17 protein-coding genes are annotated in these 20,359 nt (G+C 64.5%); 13 read left to right on the top strand and 4 right to left on the bottom strand.

Translation table 11 applies throughout. The features are described from left to right. Window positions 1-192: 192 nt before the first annotated feature. Complete coding sequence (locus IFU31_RS13155) at window positions 193-1,140, bottom strand: GlxA family transcriptional regulator (protein ID WP_192103206.1); 948 nt, start codon at window positions 1,138-1,140, stop codon at window positions 193-195. Between the two features lie 245 nt (window positions 1,141-1,385). Between IFU31_RS13155 and choX the strand changes: the two genes are divergently transcribed. From choX to IFU31_RS13135, 4 genes are all read left to right on the top strand, one after another. Then, window positions 1,386-2,306 (top strand): choline ABC transporter substrate-binding protein, encoded by a 921-nt coding sequence (gene choX, locus IFU31_RS13150; RefSeq protein WP_185794763.1) that lies wholly within the window; start codon window positions 1,386-1,388, stop codon window positions 2,304-2,306. A 281-nt stretch (window positions 2,307-2,587) separates the two neighbouring features. Then, complete coding sequence (locus IFU31_RS13145; RefSeq protein ID WP_122479793.1) at window positions 2,588-3,472, top strand: 3-keto-5-aminohexanoate cleavage protein; 885 nt, start codon at window positions 2,588-2,590, stop codon at window positions 3,470-3,472. A gap of 172 nt (window positions 3,473-3,644) precedes the next feature. Continuing rightward, window positions 3,645-4,610 carry an L-carnitine dehydrogenase gene (locus tag IFU31_RS13140; protein ID WP_192103205.1) on the top strand — a complete coding sequence of 322 codons (966 nt, stop codon included), beginning with the start codon at window positions 3,645-3,647 and terminating at the stop codon, window positions 4,608-4,610. Next, window positions 4,607-5,059 (top strand): thioesterase family protein, encoded by a 453-nt coding sequence (locus tag IFU31_RS13135; protein WP_185794761.1) that lies wholly within the window; start codon window positions 4,607-4,609, stop codon window positions 5,057-5,059. The genes IFU31_RS13140 and IFU31_RS13135 overlap by 4 nt, the downstream gene beginning before the upstream one ends. A gap of 349 nt (window positions 5,060-5,408) precedes the next feature. Here the strand turns inward: IFU31_RS13135 and IFU31_RS13130 are convergent, their stop codons facing one another. Then, a complete protein-coding gene (locus tag IFU31_RS13130; protein ID WP_192103203.1) occupies window positions 5,409-6,035 on the bottom strand; it encodes a hypothetical protein in 627 nt (208 codons plus the stop codon). Then, window positions 6,032-7,264 carry an AAA family ATPase gene (locus tag IFU31_RS13125; RefSeq protein WP_192103202.1) on the bottom strand — a complete coding sequence of 411 codons (1,233 nt, stop codon included), beginning with the start codon at window positions 7,262-7,264 and terminating at the stop codon, window positions 6,032-6,034. Before IFU31_RS13125 ends, IFU31_RS13130 begins: the two co-directional genes overlap by 4 nt. Window positions 7,265-7,476: 212 nt before the next feature. Here IFU31_RS13125 and IFU31_RS13120 point away from each other — a divergent pair, with 212 nt between their 5' ends. Beyond that, window positions 7,477-7,734: a hypothetical protein gene (locus tag IFU31_RS13120; protein WP_185794758.1), complete on the top strand. Its 258-nt coding sequence runs from the start codon at window positions 7,477-7,479 to the stop codon at window positions 7,732-7,734. A 220-nt stretch (window positions 7,735-7,954) separates the two neighbouring features. On the opposite strand, the gene gbdR is transcribed toward IFU31_RS13120, so the two are convergent. Further along, window positions 7,955-9,049, bottom strand: coding sequence for a choline metabolism transcriptional regulator GbdR (gene gbdR, locus IFU31_RS13115; protein ID WP_122479798.1), 1,095 nt, complete (start codon window positions 9,047-9,049; stop codon window positions 7,955-7,957). A gap of 651 nt (window positions 9,050-9,700) precedes the next feature. Here gbdR and IFU31_RS13110 point away from each other — a divergent pair. From IFU31_RS13110 to IFU31_RS13075, 8 genes are all read left to right on the top strand, one after another. Further along, a complete protein-coding gene (locus IFU31_RS13110; RefSeq protein ID WP_192049970.1) occupies window positions 9,701-10,648 on the top strand; it encodes a choline ABC transporter substrate-binding protein in 948 nt (315 codons plus the stop codon). Between the two features lie 75 nt (window positions 10,649-10,723). Continuing rightward, window positions 10,724-11,569 (top strand): choline ABC transporter permease subunit, encoded by an 846-nt coding sequence (gene choW, locus IFU31_RS13105; protein ID WP_043192362.1) that lies wholly within the window; start codon window positions 10,724-10,726, stop codon window positions 11,567-11,569. After that, the gene (gene choV, locus IFU31_RS13100) at window positions 11,566-12,747 is read left to right on the top strand and encodes a choline ABC transporter ATP-binding protein (protein WP_192059496.1); all 1,182 of its coding nucleotides are present in this window, start codon (window positions 11,566-11,568) and stop codon (window positions 12,745-12,747) included. The genes choW and choV overlap by 4 nt, the downstream gene beginning before the upstream one ends. Before the next feature lie 463 nt (window positions 12,748-13,210). Continuing rightward, window positions 13,211-13,804, top strand: a complete 594-nt coding sequence (betI, locus tag IFU31_RS13095) for a transcriptional regulator BetI (protein ID WP_192103201.1) — start codon at window positions 13,211-13,213, stop codon at window positions 13,802-13,804. A gap of 48 nt (window positions 13,805-13,852) precedes the next feature. Beyond that, the gene (gene betB / locus IFU31_RS13090) at window positions 13,853-15,325 is read left to right on the top strand and encodes a betaine-aldehyde dehydrogenase (RefSeq protein ID WP_192103200.1); all 1,473 of its coding nucleotides are present in this window, start codon (window positions 13,853-13,855) and stop codon (window positions 15,323-15,325) included. Between the two features lie 90 nt (window positions 15,326-15,415). Then, window positions 15,416-17,122 (top strand): choline dehydrogenase, encoded by a 1,707-nt coding sequence (gene betA, locus IFU31_RS13085; RefSeq protein ID WP_185794755.1) that lies wholly within the window; start codon window positions 15,416-15,418, stop codon window positions 17,120-17,122. 174 nt (window positions 17,123-17,296) lie between these two features. Then, window positions 17,297-18,739 (top strand): TldD/PmbA family protein, encoded by a 1,443-nt coding sequence (locus IFU31_RS13080; RefSeq protein ID WP_192103199.1) that lies wholly within the window; start codon window positions 17,297-17,299, stop codon window positions 18,737-18,739. Next, window positions 18,736-20,064 (top strand): TldD/PmbA family protein, encoded by a 1,329-nt coding sequence (locus IFU31_RS13075; RefSeq protein WP_192103198.1) that lies wholly within the window; start codon window positions 18,736-18,738, stop codon window positions 20,062-20,064. Before IFU31_RS13080 ends, IFU31_RS13075 begins: the two co-directional genes overlap by 4 nt. Window positions 20,065-20,359 lie beyond the last annotated feature (295 nt).

The following is a 20,359-nucleotide window of genomic DNA, read 5'->3' as shown; positions in this document are numbered from 1 at the left end:
GAGCGGCCAGTGGCTCAGGCGGCAGAGGGATCACAGTCCTTCCGTAGGAGCGGCCAGTGGCCGCGAAGGCAGAGGGATAACAGTCTTCCGTAGGAGCGGCCAGTGGCCGCGAAGGCAGAGGGATCACAGTCCTTCCGTAGGAGCGGCCAGTGGCCGCGAAGGCGTCGGCACGGCCGCTGCATGGTGAACGACCTACCCCGACTCGCGCCCGCGCCGATCTTCACGCGGGCAGCAGGCAAAGCGCGCCCGATAGCTGCGGGTAAAATACGACGGCGAGTCGAAACCGCAGGCAATGCTCACCTCCAGCACGCTCATCTGGGTCTGGCGCAGCAGCTGCCGGGCTTTTTCCAGGCGCAGGCGCAAGTAGAAGTTGCTCGGGGTGTCGTTCAGATGCAGACGGAACAAGCGCTCCAGCTGGCGGCGAGTGACCTTGGCCAGGTCGGCCAGCTGCAAGGTGCTCAGCGGCGGTTCGGTGTGCTGTTCCATCTCGCCGATCACCTGCACCAGCTTTTTGTTGCTGAGGCCGTAGCGTGAAGCGATTTCCATGCGCTGGTGGTCCTTGCGCGGGCGAATGCGCCCCACCACGAACTGCTCGGACACCTGGATGGCCAGCGGGCTGCCATGGGCCTGGCCGATCAGATCGAGCATCAGATCGATGCAGGCAGTACCGCCGGCGCAGGTGATGCGCAGGCTGTCGGCCTCGAACAGCTCCTGGCTGGCGCTGAGCGCGGGGTAGGATTCGCGAAAAGCATCCAAGGCCTCCCAGTGCAGTGCCACGCGGTGGCGCTCGAGCAGGCCCGCCTCGGCCAGGACGAAACTGCCGGTGTCGATACCGCCCAGGGTCACGCCCTCGCGATCCAGCCGCCGCAGCCAATCGCGCAGCGTTGCATCAAAGGCTGCCAGCGGCTCGAAGCCCGCCACCACCAACAACGTCACGCCCTTGGCCAGCGGCCCGAGTCCCCCATCGGCATTCACCGACATGCCGTTGCTGGCCAGTACCGCGCCGCCGTCCAGGCTCAGCACCTGCCACCGGTACAGCTCGCCGCGAAAGCGGTTGGCCACGCGCAGAGGCTCGATCGCCGAGATGAAACCGATTGCGGAAAATCCGGGCAGCAACAGGAAATTGAAGTCTTGGGCCATGGTGTGCTCTGTGAGTTCTGCGGTCAGCGATCCCACAGCGCGATCCTGTGGAAGCGGGGCGGGCGGCGCGCCCTCTGCCCGCGAAGAGGGCCTCTGTGAAACACCACTAATACCCACCACGTCGCCACTGTGCAAGAGCCGGTCGCCGCAGTGCGTTTTTTCCGGCAATGGCCTGCGTACCTTATGCAAACGGCGCGCAGACGCCGCCCCCATAACAATTCGAACTGCCGCCTGAGGGAGCCATCATGAACAGATTGATCAGCTGCTGCCTGCTGATGCTTACCGGTACCGCGCTGTTGACCGGCACGGCCAGCGCCGCGGAACCGGCCAGTTGCAAGAACGTGCGCCTGGGCGTAGTCAACTGGACCGACGTGATCGCCACCAGCGCCATGACCCAGGTGCTGCTCGACGACCTGGGCTACAGCGTCAAACAGACCAGCGCGTCCCAGCAGATCATCTTCGCCGGTATCCGCGACCAGCGCCTGGACATGTTTCTGGGTTACTGGAACCCGTTGATGACCCAGACCATCACTCCCTTCGTGGAACAGAAGCAGGTCCGCGTGCTGGCCGAGCCCAGCTTGAAGGACGCCCGCGCCACGTTGGCCGTGCCGACCTACCTGGCCGACAAAGGCCTGAAAAGCTTCGCCGACATTGCCAAATTCAAGAAGGAACTGGGCGGCAAGATCTACGGTATCGAACCGGGGTCGGGCGCCAACACGCAGATCAAGGACATGATTGCCAAGAACCGCTTCGGCCTGGGCGACTTTCAACTGGTCGAGTCCAGTGAAGCCGGCATGCTCTCGGCGGTGACGCGCGCGGTGAAGCGCAACGAGGCCATCGTGTTCTTCGGGTGGGCGCCGCACCCGATGAACGTCAATCAGGACATGACCTACCTGAGCGGCAGTGAAGATGCCCTGGGCCCGAACGAAGGCATGGCCACGGTGTGGACAGTGACCGCGCCGGACTACGCCAGCCGCTGCCCGAACGTGGACAAGCTGCTGGGCAACCTGACTTTCACCGCCGCCGACGAAAGCCGAATGATGCAGCCGCTGCTGGAGCACAAGGACGCCTTCGACTCGGCACGGCAATGGCTCAAGGACCACCCTCAGGACCGCCAGCGCTGGCTGCAAGGCGTCACCACCTTCGACGGCAAACCCGCCGCTTGAACACACCCCTGTAGCAGCGCCGCCTGTGGCAGCGGGTTCTGTGGGAGCGGGTTCTACCCGCGAATGGTTCACCACGGTAGATGAACAAGACCGCGCTGCATCAGTTACACCGCAATACCGCCGACGCGGCTCGCGCCGCTGCTACAGAACACTGCGCCTGGCTTGTACGTGCGGGAACAACCGCGCTCTGCCGGACACACCGCGATCCCCTGTAGCAGCGGCGCAAGCCGCGTCCGGCGACAACCGCGTTACATCAGACACACACCTCAAGGAACCCTGCAATGAACCACGACGTCATCATCACCTGCGCTTTGACCGGTGCTGGCGACACCACCGCGAAAAGCCCGCATGTTCCGGTCACGCCGAAACAGATCGCCGCCGCCGCCGTAGAGGCAGCCAAGGCGGGCGCCACGGTCGTGCACTGCCATGTCCGCGACCCACATACCGGCCGCTTCAGCCGCGACGTGGCGCTGTACCGGGAAGTCATGGAGCGCATTCGCGAGGCCGACATCGACATCATCGTCAACCTCACCGCCGGCATGGGTGGCGACCTCGAGATCGGCCCTGGGGAAACGCCGATGGCGTTCGGCCCCGGCACCGACCTGATCGGCCCGCTGGCACGCCTGGCTCACGTCGAAGCGTTGCTGCCGGAGATCTGCACCCTGGATTGCGGCACCCTCAATTTCGGCGACGGCAATAGCATCTACGTGTCCACCCCCGCGCAATTGCGTGCCGGTGCCAAACGCATCACCGAGCTGGGCGTGAAGGCCGAGCTGGAAATCTTCGACACCGGCCACCTGTGGTTCGCCAAGCAGATGATCAAGGAAGGCTTGCTGCACGATCCGCTGTTCCAGTTGTGCCTGGGCATTCCATGGGGTGCGCCGGCCGATACCACCACCATGAAGGCCATGGTCGACAACTTGCCGGCAGACGCGGTGTGGGCCGGCTTCGGCATCGGTCGCATGCAGATGCCCATGGCCGCGCAGGCGGTGCTGCTGGGCGGCAACGTGCGGGTCGGGCTGGAAGACAACATCTGGCTGGAGAAAGGCGTGTTGGCCACCAACGGTCAATTGGTCGAACGCGCCGGCGAGATCCTTACCCGGCTGGGCGCCCGGGTGCTGACACCGGCCGAAGGGCGGAAAAAGATGAACCTCGTCAGCCGCTGATTTTTCTGGTGCTCTCCAGGCCTCTTCGCGGGTAGCAGCTTCGCCGCCCGCCCCGCTCCACAAGGTTCTCCATGTGCCACAGATCCAGTCTGCGCCGCTACTCCCTGTGGGAGCGGGCTCTGCCCGCGAAAAGGCCGGCACAGACCCTGGAAATCCAAAGAAAGGAACACCCATGACCTACATCACCCACATAAAAACCTTCGCCGCCCTGGGCAGCGGTGTCATCGGCAGCGGCTGGGTCGCCCGCGCCCTGGCCCATGGCCTGGACGTGGTGGCCTGGGACCCTGCGCCCGGCGCCGAAGCCGCCTTGCGCCAACGCGTCGCCAACGCCTGGCCGGCCCTGGTCAAGCAAGGCCTCGCGGCGGGTGCAGCGCAGTCGCGGCTGCGCTTTGTGGCCACCGTCGAGGACTGCGTGCGCGACGCCGACTTCATCCAGGAAAGCGCGCCAGAACGGCTGGAACTGAAACTGGACCTGCACGCCCGAATCAGCGCCGCCGCCAAGCCCGACGCCTTGATTGGTTCCAGCACGTCAGGGCTGCTGCCCAGCGAATTCTATGAAGGCGCCACACACCCGGAACGCTGCGTGGTCGGCCATCCGTTCAATCCGGTCTACCTGCTGCCGCTGGTGGAAGTGGTCGGCGGCCGGCACACCGCTCCCGAGGCGATCCAGGCGGCCATCGCCGTGTACGAGAGCCTGGGCATGCGCCCGTTGCACGTGCGCAAGGAGGTGCCCGGTTTCATTGCCGATCGCCTGCTCGAGGCCTTGTGGCGCGAAGCCTTGCACCTGGTCAACGACGGCGTGGCCACCACGGGCGAGATCGACGACGCCATTCGCTTTGGCGCCGGTTTGCGCTGGTCGTTCATGGGCACGTTTCTGACCTACACCCTGGCGGGCGGCGACGCCGGCATGCGGCACTTCATGAACCAGTTCGGCCCGGCGCTGAAGTTGCCCTGGACCTACCTGCCGGCGCCGGAGCTGACCGACTCGCTGATCGACGAGGTGGTTGCGGGTACCTCGGCGCAGCTGGGCGAACACAGCATCGGCGCCCTGGAGCGCTATCGCGACGACTGCCTGCTGGCGGTGCTGGACGCAGTACGGGTGACCAAGGCCCGGCACGGCATGAGCTTCGCCGAATGATCACCTACCAGACGCCGGTGCTCGCGGAGTGGGTGGACTACAACGGGCATCTGCGCGATGCGTTCTATCTGCTGATCTTCAGCTACGCCACCGATGCGTTCATGCTGCGGATCGGAGTGGATCCGCAACGTGACGGACGCTCGCTGTTCACGCTGGAATGTCACCTCAACTATCTGCATGAAGTGAAACAAGGGGCGCAGGTTCAGGTGCGTACGCGGGTGCTGGCCCATGACCACAAACGGGTGCAGGTGTACCACACGCTGCACCTGCAAGGCGCGGACGAGGTGCTGGCCGCCAGCGAGCAGATGCTCTTGCATGTGGATCTGAAGGGGCCGAAGTCGGCGCTGTTCGGGGTGCCTTCATTGGCCGTGCTGGCCGAGGCTTTCGAAGCGCAGCGACAACAGCCCGAGGCGGAGTACGCAGGGCGACGGATTGCGTTGCCTGGCTGAATACCACGCCGCGCCCTTCGCGGCCACGGACCGCTCCTACGGGGTTTCTGGTGCCTCGTAGGAGCGGTCATCGGCCGTGAAAGCCGCACTGCGGTCTGCCTGATACATCGCATCGCGCCCTTCGCGGCCACAGACCGCTCCTACGGGGTTTGAGGTGCCTCGTAGGAGCGGTCATCGGCCGCGAAAGCCGCACTGCGCTCTGCCTGATACATCGCATCGCGCCCCTTCGCGGCCACAGACCGCTCCTACGGGGTTTGAGGCGCCTCGTAGGAGCGGTCATCGGCCGCGAAAGCCGCACTGCGGTCTGCCTGATACATCGCATCGCGCCCTTCGCGGCCACGGACCGCTCCTACGGGATTTGAGGCGCCTCGTAGGAGCGGTCATCGGCCGCGAAAGCCGCACTGCGCTCTGCCTGGCGCTCCACCGCCGCCGCAATCAGCGGCGCCATCTCGCGTAGCCCTTCCAGCCCGACTTTGCCCTCTTCGAACAAGCGCAACCATTGCCGTCGCACGCGCATCACCCGCTCGTCATCGCGCAGCGGCAGGTGCTTGAGGGTGTACTCGGCCCGCGCCCGCACCGCTTCGGGCACCTGGTCGGTCAACACCAGTTGCAGCGACGGCAGCAACACCTCGAACCAGCCCTCGCGCACCTCGAACGGATCGAGAAAATCCTCGGCTTTCTTGTTGCCCTTGGCGCTGTTCATCCAGGCGTCGACATAACGGTAGTTGCTCCACTCATAGGCCATGCCACGGTCCTGGTCACAGCTGATGAAATGTTCCACGGTGCCGCTGGGAATGTACATGGCGCCGAACGCGCAGCGGTTGGCGAAGCCCTCGCCCAGTTCCGGGCGAAACGGCGACCAGTAGTCGCGTGGCCTGGCAGCGTCGGGATTGTCCTGCAACCAGGCATTGCCGCGTTGGCGGCAGCGCTCGTCGAAGCCGTGAGGTTCGGGCAGCGGATTGACGAGCTCGATCATGCCCCTGCTCCAGCCTTGGTCACCACCCAGGCGGGCCAGAAATGGTCCCCTGGGGGCAGGGTGCGCAGCAGCTGCGACTCGATCGCCGCCTCACTGTCCAGCCCCTTGGGCAGCCCCGATCGCTCGCCGCGCATCCAGACCTGGGCAGCATCGATCGCCGCTTCCGCTTCCACCGAGCGCGCCTGGCGCAGGCCAAAGCTCTCGGACACCAGCCAGTTCACGGCATCGCCCTGGGGCGCCCAGACTTGTCGGTGCAGCTGTACTTCACCGGCCTGCACGCCCAAGGTGAAGAGTGCATCGCGCGCTTCGACGAACTGCGTCTCCATGGAGGCCAGCACCAGCGGCGAGTGCGTGGCCACGATCATCTGCACCGCCAGGCGTTGACGGGTCAGCGCCCCGACCACAGCCATCAGCGCCGGGACGATACGGCGCTGCCACTGAGCGTGCAGATGGCATTCGACCTCATCCACCAGAAACACCAGTTCATCGCTCGCCCGCACACCGGCCAGGCGGCAGGCGCGGCGGTGGCCTTCCCAGGTCCAGACCAGCATGTAGGCCAGGGCCACCACGCGGCGGATGGCACTGGAGGTTTCGGGCAGGGGCACCTGCCCCTGGGGCCGCTGCAAGGTCGGGTACTGGGTTTCATCCAGCAGGCCGATGTGACACGGGCGACCGGGCAGCAACAGCTCCTCGCGCGAGGGCGACAGGGCATGCAGTACTTGCTTCAAGGCGGCGAACGCCTTGCAGCCATGATTGCGCTGCCAACGCACCCAGTCGCTGATCAAACCGTTGCACAAGCGACCCTGGCCAGCCATCGAGGCGCCCTGCCACAACTGGGTTTCATCGAAGTGATAGGCTGCCAGCTCGCCTGCATTGCGCAGCGGATCCCAGACGCTGAAGGTGCCGTTGGCGTGGGCATACACCACCAGCGAACGGCTCGGCGTGCTGTCGCCCAGCGCCGCCCAGCGGCCTTGCTGCCAGGCCCACTGCCCGGCGCTGCGGTCCGCACCCGTGAACCGATAGTCGATCACCGGCAATGCCGTCTTGTCGCGCGCCTTGATGGGTTTGCCCGCAGCCCAGGTACGGGTTAGCACCCACCAGGCGGCATCGAGCACGAAGCTCTTGCCCAGGCCGTTGTCACCGGTAATGAAGTTCAGCCGTGGCGCCAGCCCGATGGGCCCCAGCGCGGGAGAAGGGCCGACGCCCTTGAAGGAGAGAAAGTCGAGCATGTCCATTGCCGTCCATTGGAAGTGAACGGCAAGGGTATTCAGGGTTGCGTCGCACGGTGCCATACCCCGGTGCTACAAGGGCCGAACGCAGGCATGCGAAAAACGACCTGCCTGTGTGCAATCCGGCCATGGCGACCGTCGACGCTTGCCGAGCGCGTGCAGGGCTACCAGAATCGGCACACCGTCACGCCATTTGAAGAAGGATCAGCATCATGATGCATGCAGACTTGATTGATCAGGATGACCTGCTGGGCCAGCTACGCGCGCTGGGTTTCGACATGCCAGCCGGCGCCACGGCCGAGCAGGCCTGTGAATGCGCAGTGCGCGGCCTGGACAGCGGACGGGCCCAGGCCCTGCGCAAGATGGTGGAACAGATGCTGATGGGCAGCGCGACCATCCTGCCAGCGGTGCGCCAGGCGATCGACCGGACCTTGCTGCCAGCGTTGGCCCAGCATTCGAAACGGGCCTGAATTTCAGCGCAGGCCCTGCCCCCCCACAGTCGCCTAGCAGCCGTGGGAGCAGGACACCCCTTGTGGGAGCGGGCTCTGCCCGCGAAGAAACCACTGCGGTGAATCTGACACATTGCGGTAAACCCTTCGCGGGCAGAGCCCGCTCCCACAGGTGTGACGCACACCCTGTGGGAGCTTGGCGGGCGGCGGGCTTTCTGCCCGCGAAGGGCCCGCCGTAGTATCAAATCCTTACACTGGCAAAGGTCGATTCATTGCGTGCCTGGCTCAAAGCCGACAACGGACCTGCCAGCACCATGGCCTGCGGAATCGGCAGCATCGCCACCTGCTGGGTGGTATTGGAACCAACCCGCTCGTCGCGCGGCGGAATGCCGAAATACTCGCGGTAGCACTTGGAGAAATGCGGCGTGGAAACGAAGCCGCACACCGACGCCACTTCGATGATCGACATGGGCGTCTGCTTGAGCAGCTGCCGCGCCCGAATCAGGCGCAACTTGAGGTAATAGCGCGATGGCGAACAATGCAGGTATTTCTGGAACAACCTTTCCAGCTGGCGCCGTGACACCGCCACGTACACCGCCAGTTCGTCCAGATCGATCGGCTCTTCCAGGTTGGCTTCCATCAGCGCGACGATTTCCTGCAGCTTCGGCTGGTTGGTGCCCAGCATGTGCTTGAGCGGCACGCGCTGATGATCCTGCTCGTTGCGAATGCGCTCGTAGACGAACATCTCGGAGATCGCCGCCGACAGCTCGCGGCCGTGATCGCGGCTGATCAGGTGCAGCATCATGTCCAGCGGCGCGGTACCGCCCGAGCTGGTGAAGCGGTTGCGATCGAGGGTGAACAGCCGCGTGCTCATGGCCACCCGGGGAAAGGCCTCCTGCATCGAGGCCAGGCATTCCCAGTGCACGCTGCATTCGAAGCCATCCAGCAGACCGGCGCAGGCCAGTGCCCAGCTACCGGTACAGACCGCACCCAGGCGCTTGGACTGCCGCGCCTGGCTCTGCAACCAGCTGACATGGTCACGGCCCACGGCACGCTGGATACCGACACCGCCACAGACGATGACCGCGTCCAGCGGCGCAGCCTTGTGCATGGCCGCATCCGGGGTGATCTGCAGTCCGTCACTGGCCCATACCTGGCCACCGTCGGCGCTGAGGGTGGTCCACCGATACAGCTCGCGCCCGGACAACTGGTTGGCCATGCGCAGCGGTTCGACCGCCGAGGCCAGGGAGATGAGCGTGAAGTTGTCGAGCAGCAGGAAGCCGATGGACTGAGGGCTGCGAGTCTGCGGTTGAGCGCCGGGGGTGAAGGACGTCATTGCGGTATCTCCTTACGCGAAGCGGATGGTGGCCTCAGGCAGGCTCTTGTTATTACCCTCTGTTTGACAGGGGCTTTACTTTGCTACGCAAACGCCATGCCGACAATTGGTCGGGAACTCCACGGCGCCTGAAAACGACGTCGCGCAGGGCTATGCAGAGCCGTGCGCCGGGCGTTCCCCTGCGGCGTGCGATTCTTGCCAAAAGCATAGCCGCCGTGGGGTCTGAGCACTTCGGTAGCAGCCGTTGGGGCATTGCGCCGCCAAGTGTCACCGCAAGCACGTTGCCCACCGTCGCCAGGCCCTGCGCGCGTGGATCGAAGGATCTCGGGAACAGCGCGCGAAAAAGAGGCGTGGCGCTCACGCCTGCACGCTCGTGTGGCAACCTCATAGAGGTGGATGTGCGTCGATGTCGCGGGTAAGGTCGCTGCTGCAAGCCTCATGAGCTGTAAGCGACGTCACCGACACTGGATACGACTCTGTCCGCACTGGATACGACGCACCCTGTAGGCGGTTGATTTGCGCTGGTACATGATCACTCACGGCTCATCGCCCGGCACCGTGTCGGCGCACCCGCCGCATGCACGGCGATCGAGCATCCAGACAAGCGTGGCGCGCCGTCAGGCCCACGCCGAGAAAAACCGGGAGCACACCATGAAAGGTCCATCATCGATTCTGCTGGCTACCCTGCTGGGCCTGCCTGTAATGGCTCAAGCAGCGGAACCGGCGCGATGCGCCACTGTGAATTTCTCCGATGTCGGCTGGACCGACATCACCGTCACCACCGCGGTCACCAGTGCGGTGCTGCAGTCGCTGGGCTACAAGACCAAGACCACCATGATTTCCGTACCGGTGACCTACAAGTCCCTGGCCGATGGCAAGAACATGGACGTCTTCCTCGGCAACTGGATGCCGACCATGGAAAACGACATCAAGCCCTACCGCGACGCCGGCACCGTGGAAACGGTACGGGCCAACCTGGAAAACGCCAAGTACACCCTGGCCGTGCCTCAAGGACTGTACGACAAGGGCCTCAAGGATTTCGCCGACATCGTCAAGTTCAAGAAGGAGCTGGACGGCAAGATCTACGGCATCGAGCCGGGCAACGACGGCAATCGCCTGATCCAGAGCATGATCGACAAGAACGCGTTCGGCCTCAAGGACGCCGGCTTCAAGGTGGTCGAATCCAGCGAGGCCGGCATGCTGTCGCAGGTCGACCGTGCTCAGCGGCGCAACACCGACGTGGTGTTCCTGGGCTGGGAACCGCACCCGATGAACACCCGCTTCAAGGTGCAGTACCTGACCGGCGGCGATGACTTCTTCGGCCCCAACTTCGGCCAGGCCACCATCTACACCAACACCCGCAAGGGCTACACCCAAGAATGCAGCAACGTTGGCCAGTTGCTGAAAAACCTGCAGTTCAGCCTGGCCATGGAGAGCACGCTGATGGGCAATGTCCTGGACGACAAGCAGAAACCCGACGCGGCCGCACGGGCCTGGCTGAAAAACAACCCACAGGTGCTCGACACCTGGCTGGCTGGCGTCACCACCATTGATGGCAAGCCGGGTCTTGAAGCCGTCAAGGCCAAGCTCGCGCAATAACGCAGGCAAGCGGGCCGGCGGTTGCCGGCCTCACCGGCCGGCACTTTGTTCCCTCGCATGCGGACACTCACTACCATGCTGACAGACCACAAGATCCCCCTGGGCGAGTACATCGCGGCGTTCGTCGATTGGCTCACTCAACACGGGGCCTCGACGTTCGATGCCATCGCATCCACGCTCGAAGCGATCATTCATGGTTTCACCGCCGGCCTCACCTGGTTCAACCCCTACGTACTCACCGCACTGATCGCCGCGCTGGCGCACTTCATCCAGCGCAAATGGGGACTCACGCTGTTCGTGGCGCTGTCGTTCCTGCTGATCCTCAACCTGGGGTACTGGCAGGAAACCATGGAGACCCTGGCGCAGGTGCTGTTCGCCACTCTGGTCTGCGTGATCATCGGCGTACCGCTGGGCATCGTGGCCGCGCACAAACCCATGTTCTACACCATGATGCGCCCGGTCCTCGACCTGATGCAGACGGTACCGACCTTCGTCTACCTGATTCCCACGCTCACCCTGTTCGGGCTGGGCGTCGTGCCAGGCCTGATTTCCACGGTGGTGTTCGCCATCGCCGCGCCGATTCGCCTCACCTACCTGGGCATCCGCGACGTGCCGCAAGAGCTGATGGACGCCGGCAAGGCCTTCGGCTGCTCGCGACGCCAACTGCTGTCGCGCATCGAACTGCCGCATGCCATGCCGAGCATCGCCGCCGGTATCACCCAGTGCATCATGCTGTCGCTGTCGATGGTGGTGATCGCCGCTCTGGTGGGCGCCGATGGCCTGGGCAAGCCGGTGGTCAACGCGCTGAACACCGCCGACATCGCCCTGGGCTTCGAAGCCGGTCTGGCCATCGTGTTGCTGGCGATCATGCTGGACCGAATCTGCAAACAACCTGACGTGAAGATAGGGGGTGATGCATGAGCATTATTCGATTCGACAACGTCGATGTGATCTTCGCCAAGGATCCACGCGAAGCGCTGAAGCTGCTCGACCAGGGCCTGACCCGCAACGAGATCCTGAAAAAGACCGGGCAGATCGTGGGCGTGGAAAAAGCCAGCCTGGACGTCAACAAGGGCGAGATCTGCGTGTTGATGGGGCTGTCCGGTTCGGGCAAGTCGAGCCTGCTGCGCTGCATCAACGGGTTGAACACCGTGAGCCGCGGCAAGCTGTTCGTCGAGCATGAAGATCGCCAGATCGACATCGCCTCCTGCACACCTGCGGAACTGAAGATGATGCGCACCCAGCGCATCGCCATGGTGTTCCAGAAGTTTGCCCTGATGCCCTGGCTGACGGTGCGCGAGAACATCAGCTTTGGCCTGGAGATGCAGGGCCGTCCGGAAAAGGAACGGCGCAAGCTGGTCGACGAGAAGCTGGAGCTGGTGGGCCTGACCCAGTGGCGCAACAAGAAACCCGACGAGCTGTCCGGCGGCATGCAGCAGCGTGTGGGCCTGGCCCGGGCGCTGGCCATGGATGCCGACATCCTGCTGATGGATGAGCCCTTCTCGGCGCTCGACCCATTGATCCGCCAAGGCCTGCAGGACGAGCTGCTGGAGCTGCAACGCAAGCTGAACAAGACCATCGTGTTCGTCAGCCATGACCTGGACGAAGCGCTCAAACTGGGCAGCCGCATCGCCATCATGAAAGACGGGCGGATCATTCAGTACAGCGTGCCCGAGGACATCGTGCTCAACCCGGCCGACGACTACGTGCGGACCTTCGTGGCTCACACCAATCCACTCAATGTGCTGTGCGGGCGCAGCCTGATGCGCACGCTGGACAAGTGCACGCGCGTCAATGGTTCGGTGTGCCTGGACCCAGGCGTGGATTCATGGCTGAACCTGGGCGCCGGCAACTCGCTGACCAGCGCACGTCAGGGCGATGCCGTGCTCGACCTGCAAGGCTGGGCACCGGGGCAAGCCATGGAAGGCCTGGGGCGGCGCCCGACGTTGGTCCATGCCGACATCGGCATGCGCGACGCCCTGCAGATCCGCTACCAGACCGGGCACAAACTGGTGCTGCAGGACAGCGACAAGCAGGTGGTAGGCATTCTCGGGGACACCGAGCTGTACCACGCCCTGCTGGGCAAGAACCTGGGCTGAGCCTTCCCTCTGCTGGCCACACCCTGTGGGCGCCATCCCCTGTAGGAGCGGTCAGCGGCCGCGAAGGCCTCGCCGCATTCCCCCTGATCCACCGCGCCGTCCTTTTCGCGGCCACGGACCGCTCCTACACGACTGTTCGATTCCCTGTAGGAGCGGTCAGCGGCCGCGAAGGCCTCGCCGCATTCCCCCTGATCCACCGCGCCGCCCTTTTCGCGGCCACGGACCGCTCCTACACGACTGTGCGATTCCCTGTAGGAGCGGTCAGCGGCCGCGAATGCATCACCGCAACCTACCTGACACCCCCCTCTCGAAGCCCATTGCCTTCCCCTTCCCAATCCTCTAAAACCACGCGCACATTCACCCGTCCTTTTTTATTGATTGATCGTTCAATAAAAATAAACTAGACTGGCTTCAGTCGGCTGTCACTCACTGCCCGTACTGCAGGCCCAAGGAGATTTGCCCAATGCCCAAGGTCGGTATGCAACCCATCCGCCGCCAACAGTTGATCGAAGCCACGCTCCAGGCGGTCGATCAGGTCGGCATGAGTGACGCCAGCATCGCTTTGATTGCCCGTCTGGCCGGTGTGTCGAACGGCATCATCAGTCACTACTTTCAGGACAAGAACGGCCTGATCGCGGCGACCATGCGCCACTTGATGAACGTTCTGATCGACAACGTCGCCACACGGCGACAAGCCTTGGACGACGACAGCGCCAGGGCGCACTTGCAGGTGATCATCGAAGGCAACTTCGACGCCAGCCAGGTCAACGCTCCGGCCATGAAGACTTGGCTGGCCTTCTGGGCCACCAGCATGCATCAGCCGTCTCTGCACAGGTTGCAGCGGATCAACGATCACCGCCTGTATTCCAACCTGTGCTGCCAGTTTCGCCGTGAATTGCCGGTGGAACAGGCACGCAACGCCGCACGCGGCCTGGCCGCCCTGATCGACGGTCTGTGGTTGCGCGGCGCGCTGTCGGGCGATGCCTTCGACACCGCCCAGGCTCACCGTATCGCCTGCGAATACATGGACATGCAACTGGCAAAACAGCAGCGCTGAAGCTTCGCGCCTCGCCTGCTGCCACCTTAACTGCACCGCGAGGATCTTATGGCCCGTTTCCCAACGCAAAAACTCTACATCGATGGCGGCTACGTGGACGCCAGCGGCAGCGGCACCTTCGATGCCGTCAACCCGGCCACCGGTGAGGTGCTGGCGCAGGTTCAGCGCGCCACTGCCCAGGACGTCGAGAAAGCCGTCGCCAGCGCCGAGAAAGGCCAGAAAGTCTGGGCCGCGATGACCGCCATGGAGCGCTCGCGAGTGCTGCGCAAAGCCGTTGACCTGCTGCGCGAACGCAACGACGAACTGGCCCTGCTGGAAACCCTGGACACCGGCAAGTCCTATTCGGAAACCCGCTACGTCGACATCGTGACCGGTGCCGACGTGCTGGAGTACTACGCCGGCCTGGTCCCCGCCATCGAAGGCGAACAGATCCCGCTGCGCGACACTTCCTTCGTCTACACCCGCCGCGAGCCGCTGGGTGTGACCGCCGGCATCGGCGCCTGGAACTATCCGATCCAGATCGCCTTGTGGAAGTCCGCACCGGCGCTGGCCGCCGGTAACGCGATGATCTTCAAGCCCAGCGAAGTCACCTCGCTGACCACGCTCAAGCTGGCCGAGATCTACACCGAAGCCGGCCTGCCGGCTGGCGTGTTCAACGTGCTGACCGGCAGCGGCAGCGAAGTCGGCGCCTGGCTCACCGAGCATCCGCGTATCGAGAAGATCTCGTTCACCGGCGGCGTCAGCACCGGCAAGAAGGTCATGGCCAGCGCCTCGAGCTCTTCGCTCAAGGAAGTGACCATGGAACTGGGCGGCAAGTCGCCGCTGATCATCTTCGACGATGCCGACCTCGACAAGGCCGCCGACATCGCCATGATGGCCAACTTCTACAGCTCCGGCCAGGTGTGCACCAACGGCACCCGAGTGTTCGTGCCCAACGCGCTGAAGGCCCAGCTGGAAGCGAAGATCCTGGAACGTGTGCAGCGTATCCGCATTGGCAACCCCGAGGACGAGAACACCAATTTCGGTCCGCTGGTGAGCTTTGCCCACATGGAAAACGTGCTGGGCCACATCGCCAAGGGCAAGGCCGAAGGCGCGCGCCTGCTGTGCGGCGGCGAGCGGCTGAGCGAAGGTGAACTGGGCAAGGGTGCGTTCGTCGCCCCGACCGTGTTCACCGACTGCAGCGACGAGATGACCATCGTGCGTGAAGAAATCTTCGGTCCGGTGATGAGCATCCTCGGCTACGACAGCGAAGAGGAAGTGATCCGCCGCGCCAACGCCACCGAGATGGGCCTGGCCGCCGGTGTGGTCACCCGCGATCTGAACCGTGCGCACCGTGTGATCCATCAGCTCGAAGCAGGCATTTGCTGGATCAACGCCTGGGGCGAGTCCGACGCGAAGATGCCGGTGGGTGGCTACAAGCAATCCGGTGTGGGCCGCGAAAACGGCATCAGTTCGTTGGCGCAGTACACCCGGATCAAATCGGTACAGGTAGAACTGGGCGATTACGTTTCGGTGTTCTGACCCGGGACCGCAGCGCGCCGTTCGCGGCCGATGACCGCTCCTACAGGGTCATCAGCCCCACCGACCCATTTTTTCAAAGAGGGAACCTCCATGTCCCAGGAATTCGACTACATCATCATCGGCGCCGGTTCGGCCGGTAACACCCTGGCCACGCGCCTGACCGAAGACCCGGGCGTGACGGTTCTGCTGCTCGAAGCCGGCGGGCCGGACTACCGCCTGGACTTCCGTACCCAGATGCCCGCCGCCCTCGCCTTTCCGCTGCAGGGCCGCCGCTACAACTGGGCCTACGAGACCGAGCCCGAGCCGCACATGGACAACCGCCGCATGGAATGTGGCCGCGGCAAGGGCCTGGGCGGCTCTTCGCTGATCAATGGCATGTGCTACATCCGCGGCAACGCCATGGACTACGACGGCTGGGCCAAGCTGCCGGGCCTGGAAGACTGGAGCTACCTGGATTGCCTGCCGTATTTCCGCAAGGCCGAAACCCGTGACATCGGCCCCAACGACTACCATGGCGGCGAAGGCCCGGTCAGCGTCACCACGCCCAAGGCCGGCAACAACCCGTTGTTCGCCGCCATGGTCGAAGCCGGCGTGCAGGCAGGTTTCCCGCGCACCGACGACCTCAATGGCTACCAGCAGGAAGGCTTCGGTCCCATGGACCGTACCGTGACGCCCAAGGGCCGACGCGCCAGCACCGCGCGCGGCTATCTGGACCAGGCCAAGCAACGCGACACCCTGACCATCGTCACTCACGCCTTGACCGACAAGATCGTCTTCGACGGCAAGCGCGCGGTCGGCGTCAGCTACCTGGTCGGTGACAGCGACGAGCGTATTCAGGCCCGCGCCCGCAAGGAAGTGCTGCTGTGCGGCGGCGCCATCGCCTCGCCGCAGATTCTGCAGCGCTCCGGCGTCGGCCCGGCCGAGGTGCTCCAGCCCCTGGGCATCGACGTCGTGCATGACTTGCCAGGCGTGGGTCAGAACCTGCAGGACCACCTGGAAATGTACCTGCAATACAGCTGCACCCAGCCAGTCTCGCTGTACCCGTCGCTGAAGTGGTGGAACCAGCCGCAGATCGGCGCCGAATGGATGTTTCTGGGCACCGGCATCGGCGCCAGCAACCAGTTCGAGGCCGGTGGTTTCATCCGCTCGCGCCCTGAGTTCGAATGGCCGAACATCCAGTACCACTTCCTCCCGGTGGCGATCAATTACAACGGCACCAAGGGCGTTCAGGAACACGGCTTCCAGGCTCACGTGGGCTCGATGCGCTCGCCGAGTCGCGGCCGCGTCAACGTCAAGTCGAAGAACCCGCGCGACTACCCGAGCATCCTGTTCAACTACATGGCCAGCGAGCAGGACTGGCAGGAGTTCCGCGACGGCATTCGCCTGACCCGCGAGATCATGCAGCAGCCGGCGCTGGACCAGTACCGCGGGCGTGAAATCAGCCCAGGCATCGAAGTGCAGACGGACGAGCAGCTGGACCAGTTCATCCGCGAGCATGCCGAAACGGCTTATCACCCGTCGTGCTCGTGCAAGATGGGCACCGACGACATGGCTGTGGTCGATGGTCAGGGTCGCGTGCATGGCCTGCAAGGCTTGCGTGTGGTCGACGCTTCGATCATGCCGATCATCACCACCGGCAACCTGAACGCGCCGACCATCATGATCGCCGAGAAGATCGCCGACCGCATTCGTGGCCGCAAGCCCGAAGCGCGTTCGACCGCGGCCTACTATGTCGCCGGCGATGCGCCAGTACGCGGCAAGCCGATGCGCGAAGTGGGCGCGACCACCCGCGGCTGATCCGGATTTGCTCCGTGCCGGTGGCAGGCCTAAGCTGTGGGCCTGCCAGATTCCGGTTCGGTTTGCAGACTTTTTCACGGCCGCTGTCCGCGCCTACAGGACACTGTAATCCCCTGTAGGAACGGTCAGCGGCCGCGAACAGGCCGAGCACCGACGCCCCCCAGAGGCCCGTCCATGTTCGATTTCACCGCCACCTTGCAACAACGCTTCGCTGCTTTGCGCACCCGCGCCGAATTCTTCTCCCTGCGCCACGTGCGCCAATCCAGCCAGCACCTGGCCGTGCGCAAGAACATTGCCGAACCGCCGAGCCTGAGCCTCGACGAAGGCGTGATGATCACCGTTCGAGTGCATGGCGTGGAAGCCTATGCCGCCACCGGCGACCTTTCCTTGCAAGGGTTGCAGCAGGCCCTGGCGCGTGCCGAACAGCAAGCAGGCGCGATCGCCGCGCATGCCCTGCTCGACTTGCAGCAACAACCGGTCAGCAGTGCCCGCAGCGACTACCTCTCCCCCGACGTGCAGGCAGCCTTCCCGACTCTGGCCCAGTGCTACCAATTGCTCAACGAAGAGTCGGCCAGCGTGCCCGACGACTCCCGCCTGGTCAGCTGGTATGCCGGCCTGGGCATCACCGATGTCGAACAGATCTACCTGAACAGTGCCGGCGCGCAGATCCGCCAGGCGCAGCGCTTCGTCTTTCCTGGCTTGAGCGTCACCGCTTTCGATGGCAACGACAGCCAGACCCGCAGCCTGGGCCGCGACAATTTCGGCCAGCAAGGCGGTGTCGACGTGATAGAGCGCTGCGGCATCGTCGGCGCGGCTCGCCAGGTCGCCGACCAGGCCCTGCAGTTGCTGCTGGCGCCCAACGCCCCACACGGCCCGCGCGACCTGCTGCTGACGCCCGACCAGATGATGCTGCAGATTCACGAATCCATCGGCCACCCCTTGGAGCTGGACCGCATCCTGGGCGATGAGCGCAACTACGCGGGCACCAGCTTCGTCAAGGTCGAAGACTTCGGTCACCTGCAGTATGGCTCGCCGCTGCTCAATGTGACCTTCGACCCGGACATTCCCCACGAGCTGGCCAGTTATGCCCATGACGACGACGGCACTGCAGCGAGCAAGCAGTGGCTGATTCGCGATGGCGTACTGGTCCGGCCACTGGGCGGCGCGCTGTCGCAATACCGCAGCGGCATGGCGGGCGTGGCCAACAGCCGCGCCAGCAGCTGGAACCGGGCGCCGATCGACCGCATGGCCAACCTCAACATCGAACCGGGCGAGCACAGCCAGGCGCAACTGATCGCCGGCATCGAGCACGGCATCCTGATGTCCACCAACCGTTCCTGGTCGATCGACGATGCGCGCAACAAATTCCAGTTCGGCTGCGAATGGGGTCGGTTGATCGAGAACGGCGAACTCAAGGGCGTGGTCAAGAACCCCAACTATCGCGGTATTTCCGCCAGCTTCTGGAAAAAACTCAGCGCCGTGGGCGACGCCAGCACGCTGCAGGTGCTGGGCACGCCCAACTGCGGCAAGGGCGAGCCCAACCAGGTCATCCGTGTGGGGCACGCTTCGCCCAGTTGCGTGTTCAGCCAGATCGACGTTTTCGGAGGTGACGCATGAGCCATCACGCCGAGCATTTCCAGGCACTGGTGCAGTGGCTGCGCCAGGCTGCGGCCCCGACCCAGCGCTTCACCCTGAGCTACAACGCCGAGGCCTCGGATTTCATCCGATTCAACCACGCCCGGGTACGCCAGGCGGGGCAGGTTGCCCAGGCCACGGTGTCGCTGAAGCTGATCGAAGACGGTCGTCAGGCCGAGCTGCAACTGACCTTGGCCGAGGACCTGGAGGTGGACCGGCAGCGTCTGACCCAGGCCCTGCACCAGTTGAGCCAGACGCTGCCGCTGCTGCAACCGGACCCCTACCTGCAACTCGACACCTCGCCGTGGCAGACCCGTCATGTCGACGACACGCCCTTGCCCGATGCGGGTCAGGTGGTCGAACAGATAGGTTCGGCGGCCAGCGGCCTGGACCTGGTCGGCATCTATGCCGCGGGCACGATCTGCCGCGGTTTCGCCAACAGCGACGGGGCCTGCGGTTGGCATCAGGCCAACAGTTTCAATTTCGATTTCAGCCTCTTCCATGCCAACGGCGAGGCAGTCAAGGCGAACTATGCCGGCCAGCAGTGGCAGGCACGCGCCTTCGCCGATCGCCTGGCCCAGGCCCGCGAACAGCTGGAGTACCTGAGCCGACCGCCCAAGGTGCTGTTGCCGGGCGCGTATCGCGCCTACCTGGCGCCGGCGGCCCTGGATGAAATCATCGGCATGCTGGGCTGGGGCGGTTTCTCTGCACAAGCCATCGCCAGCAAGAACAGCCCCCTGCAACGGCTGTACGCCGGCGAGGCACGCTTGAGTGCGCAGGTGAGCTTCGAGGAGCGCATCAGCGGTTCGTTGACCCCGGCGTTTTCCCTGGAAGGCTATCCGCGCAAGGACCTCTCGCTGGTCAGCCACGGCTTGGCCGTCGAACGCCTGGTGGACTCGCGCAGCGCGGCCGAATACGGCCTGCAAGGCAACGGCGCGGACAACTCGGAAATGCCCGGCGCGCTGCAGATGGCCGCCGGTGACCTGCCTTTGGCCCAGGTGCTGCAACGCCTCGGCACCGGGCTGTACATCAGTAACCTGTGGTACCTGAACTACTCCGACATGCCAGCGGCGCGCATGACCGGGCTGACTCGGTTCGCCACTTTCTGGGTGAAGGACGGTCAGATCGTTGCACCGGTCCAGACCATGCGTTTCGACGACAGCGTCTACAGTGTCCTGGGGGACCAGCTGGAAGCGCTGACGACCGAGCGCGAGCTGATCCTCTCGACCAGCACCTACGGTGAGCGCCAGACCAGCTCCAGTTTGCTGCCCGGCGCGTTGGTGAAGCGGTTGCTGTTGACGCTGTAGGAGCGGCCCGTGGCCGCGAAAGGTACACCGCCATCGGCCTGACACACCGCGGCGACCCCTTCGCGGCCGATGACCGCTCCTACAGTAGGTTGCGGCACTGCGGTCACTGTAGGAGCGGCCCGTGGCCGCGAAAAGGGCACCGCAGAGCGTCAGGTACACCGCGGCAACCCTTCGCGGCCGGTGACCGCTCCTACGACAGGTCGCGGCACTGCGGTCACTGTAGGAGCGGCCCGTGGCCGCGAAAGGCGCACCGCAGAGCGTCAGGCATACCGCGGTGACCGCTGCTACGGGGTTT

Source organism: Pseudomonas sp. CFBP 13602 (genome assembly GCF_014842725.1).
GTDB lineage: Bacteria > Pseudomonadota > Gammaproteobacteria > Pseudomonadales > Pseudomonadaceae > Aquipseudomonas > Aquipseudomonas baltica.
This window is presented reverse-complemented; position numbering and strand designations above follow the sequence as displayed.